Source organism: uncultured Pluralibacter sp. (assembly GCF_913775985.1).
Taxonomy (GTDB): Bacteria; Pseudomonadota; Gammaproteobacteria; order Enterobacterales; family Enterobacteriaceae; genus Pluralibacter.
In genome coordinates, this window is the sequence record NZ_CAJYMB010000098.1 from 1 (window position 1) to 5,865 (window position 5,865).

At 60.9% G+C, this 5,865-nt stretch carries 5 protein-coding genes and 1 pseudogene; 2 read left to right on the forward strand and 4 right to left on the reverse strand.

Annotated features, from left to right (window positions below):
* Both QZ766_RS12325 and QZ766_RS12330 read left to right on the forward strand, forming a co-directional pair.
* Positions 1–154 (forward strand): SMR family transporter (locus QZ766_RS12325; RefSeq protein WP_297202380.1); only part of this gene is annotated, 154 nt, incomplete at its 5' end.
* Positions 155–390: 236 nt separating this feature from the next.
* Entirely contained in the window at positions 391–2,553 is a 2,163-nt protein-coding gene (locus QZ766_RS12330; RefSeq protein ID WP_297202373.1) for an EAL domain-containing protein, read from the forward strand.
* On the opposite strand, the gene QZ766_RS12335 is transcribed toward QZ766_RS12330, so the two are convergent.
* The 4 genes and pseudogenes from QZ766_RS12335 to QZ766_RS12350 all read right to left on the reverse strand — a co-directional run.
* Positions 2,554–3,384 (reverse strand): serine protease, encoded by an 831-nt coding sequence (locus tag QZ766_RS12335; RefSeq protein ID WP_297202375.1) that lies wholly within the window; start codon positions 3,382–3,384, stop codon positions 2,554–2,556.
* Between the two features lie 260 nt (positions 3,385–3,644).
* Positions 3,645–3,953, reverse strand: a complete 309-nt coding sequence (gene asr / locus QZ766_RS12340) for an acid resistance repetitive basic protein Asr (RefSeq protein WP_297202376.1) — start codon at positions 3,951–3,953, stop codon at positions 3,645–3,647.
* 155 nt (positions 3,954–4,108) lie between these two features.
* Positions 4,109–5,593, reverse strand: coding sequence for a carboxypeptidase M32 (locus QZ766_RS12345; protein WP_297202378.1), 1,485 nt, complete (start codon positions 5,591–5,593; stop codon positions 4,109–4,111).
* 109 nt (positions 5,594–5,702) lie between these two features.
* Positions 5,703–5,865, reverse strand: a pseudogene (locus QZ766_RS12350) (MFS transporter); the annotation flags it as partial.

Consider the following 5,865-nt stretch of genomic DNA (forward strand, 5'->3'; position numbering starts at 1 on the left):
CGACCTTTCGGTGGCGTACGCGGTGTGGGGCGGTTTCGGCGTGGCCGCGACGCTGGCGGCGGGCTGGGTGCTGTTTGGCCAGCGCCTCAACCGTAAAGGCTGGGTCGGCCTGTGCCTGCTGATTGCCGGCATGGTGATGATTAAGCTCGCCTGATTGTGTGACGCCGCCCGGCAATACGGGCGGCGAAATATCCCGGCTGTATTATGCTTTACTCATAAATAATATGGACGATAACCAGGACTGGGCTATGTATACACGCCACACTTCAGGCTGTTTACGCGTTGACAATACTCCATCACAACGATCCTTTACCCCGGTAAGCTTTCGGGGATTCTGGCACCTGTCGCCCGCAGGCAACTCAAATTATTCAGGCTATGGCGCGGTGCGCCATGTTTAATCCTTCCCGCTGGCGCAACGCGGCGACGGCGAGAACGCTGTTTATCATGCTGTTTCTGGCCGGGATTGGGCTGCTGGTCTCGATTATTTCTCTGCTGTTCCTCTCGCAAAATCTGCTCAGCAGCAAAATTAATGAAATGGACAGCCACCGCACGGCGATGGCGGTTAACGGGGCGATCCAAAGTTCCGTTGGTCGCGTGATGACGCTGGTGGTGGATAACGCTATCTGGGACGATGCGGTCTATAAAACCTATCCGCCAAACCTTGATGCCCGCTGGCTGTACGATACCTGGGGCGCAGGCTTCAAAATCAACAATCTGTACGACGGCACCTTCGTGCTGGACGAGAGATTTCGCATCCTGTGGGGCGCATTTCACAGCCAGCCGTTTAACGAAAAGGATCTGGCTTTTTTCGGCCCGGCGATGCGCGCGCTGATTAATAATAACGCCGCGGCGCTGGCGAGCGGCCGGCAGAATGTCGCCGGGATTATCCATACCCGGGAAGGGACTGCCTTTGTCGCTATCGGCCTCATCCGCCCGATGACCGGGCGGCTGCAGGTGAGCGACGCGACCCGCCGCTATCTGGTGATTACCCGCCAGCTCAATTCGCAGATGCTGCGCGAGCTGGGAGACACTTTTCAGATTGACGGCCTGCACCTGACGATGAGTAAAACCAGCCCCGACAGCGTGCCGCTGAAAAGCTACACCGGCGAGGTGCTGGGCTACCTCAGCTGGCAGCCGCGCCTGCCCGGGGCCCAGGCTGCGATTGCCGCCTCGCCGCAAATTCGCCAGATAGTCGTCCTCGCCGCCGGGCTGATCCTGCTGTTTATCGTGCTCAGCAGCCTCGGGCTGTACAAGCTCGGCCGCGGTGAAAAGCAGGCCCGTATCAAGGCGCGCATCGACTGGCTCAGCGGCTTACCTAATCGAAGAGCGCTGCTTGAAGCGCTCGAGCAGGCGAACCTGCGCGGCGAGGGAGGCGGTAAGACCATGGTCTTTATCGATCTCGACGGTTTTAAAGACGTCAATGACATCTACGGCCACGACGTGGGTGATGCGCTGATTGTTCACGTTGCCGGTGTTTTGCAGGCGCAAACCCCTGACGGGGCGCTGCTCGCCCGGCTCGGCGGGGACGAGTTCGCGCTGGCCGCCAGCGGTCCACAGGCGGCGCAGGCCGCAGACACCTTTGCCCGGCGGGTGCTGGAGTCCCTGAGCCAGCCAATCCGCATTCGCGAGCGCACCATTTACATCGGCGCCAGCATCGGTATTGCCAGCGGCGATGACGGCACCGAAAGCAGCCCCGAGCTGTTCCGCCGGGCGGATATCGCCATGTACCATTCGAAAATCAACGGCAAAGGACGAGTGACCTGGTACGATGCCGCGCTCAACAGCGCCCGGGAGCACCAGCTGCGCATTGAAAACGAGATCCGCCACGGTCTTGCGCACGATGAGTTCGAGGTCTGGTATCAGCCCATCGTTAATGCCGCCACGCTGGACATCACCGGCGTTGAAGCCCTGGTGCGCTGGCCGCGCCGGCCGGGCGGCGAGCTGCGGCCGGATGATTTTATTGCGGTGGCGGAAAGCAGCGGGCTGATCGAGCCGCTCGGCCAGCTGGTACTGCGTCGCGCCTGCCGGGATCTGCTGGAGCTGTGCAATTTAACGCTGTCGGTAAACATCTCTCCCGCGCAGTTTCGCGATCCGAACTTTGAAAGCCACGTGGCGCAGGCGCTCGAAGAGAGCCGCTTTCCCGCCGCGCGCCTGCAGCTGGAGATCACCGAAACCTACGTGCTGGAGGGGCCCGATCGCGCCTGCGCCGCCATTGCCAATCTGAAAGCGCTGGGCGCCAGCATTGCGCTTGATGATTTTGGTACCGGCTATTCCAGCATCGGCTACCTGCGGCGCCTCAGCGTTAACAGCATCAAGATTGATAAATCCCTGGCGGGCAGCGTGGACAGCGACGCGCAGGCGGCGGCGCTGGTGAGCGGCACCGTGCGCATCGCGACGGCGCTGGGGATGTCGGTGGTGGCGGAAGGGGTTGAAAATGAGCAGCAGGTTACGCTGCTGCGCGAAGCCGGCTGCGATCGGCTGCAGGGTTATCTGTTCGGACAGCCGATGCCGGTTGCCGCATTGCGCGAACGCTACAGGCCGCGCCCGAAGTGATTACTGTTTAGCCAGCGCCTGCAGCCTGTCGCGAAAGCCGGTCACGGCGATAGCGCGGTTGTCCGCGCGCCAGCGGTCTTTTGCCGCCGGGGCCGAACTCTGAACGCCAATCAGCTGCCACTGCGTGCCGGTTTTCAGCATCAGCGGCGAGCCGCTGTCGCCGGGCAAGGTGTCGCACTGGTGTGACAGCACCGAGGTTTGCGCCCAGCCGGTAACAATGCAGTCGCTGTGGGTGTAGAGCGAGTCCAGATGGTCGAGCGGGTAGCCGGACTGGGTCACTTTGCGATCGGCGGCTTTAAGCGCCGCGGTGAGCGCGGCTTTGTCGCCGTCGAACAGCGGGATCGGCGTAATGCCCGAAGGCGGGTAGCGCAGCACGATCAGTGCGAAATCCCAGGGCGCCGCACCCGGTGGAACAATCCAGCCATCGCCGTCCGGCTTGAGGCGGCGCCCCAGCGAAGGTTCAACCCGTCCTTCAATACCGTGAATCTCATAGCGCCAGAGGCCCTTTTGCGAGACGAAGCGCAGCGCCACGGCTTTATCTTCTTTGCCGGCAGGCGGCGCCAGCAGGCAGTGCCCGGCAGTAAGCGCCAGGTTCGGTGAAATCAGCGTTGCGGTACAGAGATTGCCGCTGGCGGTTTCCAGCTGGCCGATAGCGTCCCACGGATGTTCAGTGGGATTGGTGACCTTAACCCGATCGTCGTGGCCAAAAAACAGGGTTTTCACGTCCTGCGCGCTGATACCGGTATCATCGGCGGCTTCATCGCTGCGGGCGTGGGCGGCCAGGGACAAAAGACACAGTGCTCCCAGTAAACCTGCTGTCACTCTACGCATAACACTCTCTGGTGGGATAATTATGATTATAAAAAAAGGCAACCCAATGAGATTACTATAGACGGGATGATTATAAAGTGGGAGTAAAATCAGAGAACTACGCTAATACAGAAAGAAGCGGGTCGCAATCAGGGCGCAGATAATCAGCAGCAGCAGGATGAGCTCAAATCGATAACGACGCAGCATGATTGCTCTCCGGAAAAAAACGGCGCTGAATCAGCGCCGGTTTACTATACAGACTCGAACTCAGGTTCGCAGACTTATGCAGCTGGCTGAGCAGCCGGTTTTGCAGCTTCGTGTTTAACCGGTTTTTTGTGCGCTTTTTTTGCAGCCTGGGCTTTCTGAGCGGCAGCGGCAGGTTTGGCAGCGGCTTTCTTAGTGGCTTTGTGTTTTTTCGCAGCCTGCGCTTTCTGAGCAGCAGGAGCGGCTTTCTTGTGTTTCTTCACGTGGTGCTTAGCCGGTGCAGTATGAGTAGTGGTCGCAGGAGCGGCAGTAGTAGTTTCAGCAGCAAAAGCGGCAGAAGACAGACCCATAGCAGCGGCAACAACCAGAGCTAATACTTTTTTCATTGCGAATTCCTCGAAATTGGTTTCATTGTGCAACCCCACTGCGGGGCCGTTGAACACACTATAGGCCGGTCAATTCGCGGAATCAGTGGGTGATTGGTATCGGCGTGTAACCGAATGTACAGCCCGGGCGCCGGGCGTTACCCGGCGCCGGAAGATCACAGATAGCGGCGGGTAAGATGCTCGCGGAAGTAGCGGGTATTCAGCGTTTCGCCGGTGGCCAGCGTCAGCAGCTCGGCGGTGGTAAAGCGGCTCGCGTGCTGCCAGATATTGTCGCGCAGCCAGTTAAACAGCGGGCTGAAGTCGCCTTTGGCGAGGCTGTCATCAAGGCCCGGCAGCGCGCTGCGGGCGGCACTAAACAGCTGCGCGGCGTACATGGCCCCGAGGGTATAAGAGGGGAAGTAGCCGAAGCCGCCGTCGGTCCAGTGAATATCCTGCATACAGCCGTTCTGATAGTTGCCGGCAGTGGAGAGGCCGAGATACTGCTGCATCTTCTCATCCCACAGTCCCGGAATATCGTCCACCTCAATATCGCCATCAATCAGCGCCCGCTCAATTTCGTAGCGCAGAATCACGTGGGCCGGATAGCTGACTTCATCCGCGTCGACGCGGATATAGCCGGGTTTGACCTTATGGCTCCAGGTGATGAAGTTCTCCAGCGTGAAGGCGGGCTGGTCGCCAAAGCGCTGGCGAATAGCGGGCAGCAGGTGCTGCAAAAATGCCGGGCTGCGGCCAAGCTGCATCTCAAAAAACAGGCTCTGGGATTCGTGGACGCCCATCGAACGCGCCTGTCCGACAGGTTGGCCCGCCCACTGCCGGGGGAGATTCTGCTCGTAGCGGGCGTGGCCGGTTTCGTGGATCACCCCGAACAGGGCGCTCAGCACGTCCTCTTCGTTGTAGCGGGTGGTGATGCGCACATCCTCCGGCACGCCGCCGCAGAAAGGGTGCGCGCTGATGTCCAGCCGCCCGTGCTCGAAATCAAAACCCAGCAGCGTCATGGCGTGCAGGCCCAGATCTCGCTGGCGATCGGTGGGGAAAGGACCCTGCGGATCGAGGCAGGGGCGGCTGGCCTGTTTTTCTACTACCTGCTGGAGTAAATCCGGCAGCCAGCCTTTCAGATCGCTGAACAGCACGTCGAGCCGGGCGCTGGTCATCCCCGGTTCATAGATATCCAGCAGGGCATCGTAGCGGGAGCCGCCGCGGGCGTCGGCGCGAATGGCGGCCTCTTCGCGGCTCAGCTTCACCACTTCTTTCAGGTTGGGCGCGAATCCCTGCCAGTCGTTATTTTTGCGCTGGGTGCGCCAGGCGTGCTCGCAGCGGCTGCCGGCCAGTGATTTGGCTTCCACCAGGCTTTCCGGCAGCAGCGCCGCCTGAGCGTAGGCACGCTGCATTTCCCGCAGGTTAGCGCGCTCGTCTTCGCTGAGGTTTTCCTGCTCCGCGCCCGCGAGCTGCTCGCCGACGTTTTTCGCCGTCAGGATCTGATGCTGCAGCACCCCCAGTTCGGCCAGCGCTTCGCCCCGCGCGCTGCTGCCGCCCGGCGGCATCATGGTTGCCATATCCCAGCCGGCGACGGCGGAGAGATGAGAAAAGCGGGAGAGGCGCTGGAAGGTGCGGACGAGCTGCTGATAGTGCTGGTTTTCCATAGTGGTGTAATTCCCCGGTAGAGATTAAAAGAGGATGAGAAACGAATGTTGTAACACGGGACGGGCGAGAAGGCGACTGGCCCGGAGGCGGGCCAGCCGGGCCGTGCGGCTAGCGCAGGCGGAAGTGCAGGGCGCGGCCAACGGCCAGCGCCATCAGCAGGAGTACAGCGATAAACCCGCCGACGCCGTTCCAGCCCCAGCTGTGCCAGAACACCCCGCCCAGGGTGCCGGCCACGCTGGAGCCAAGGTAGTAGCTAAACAGATACAGCGAC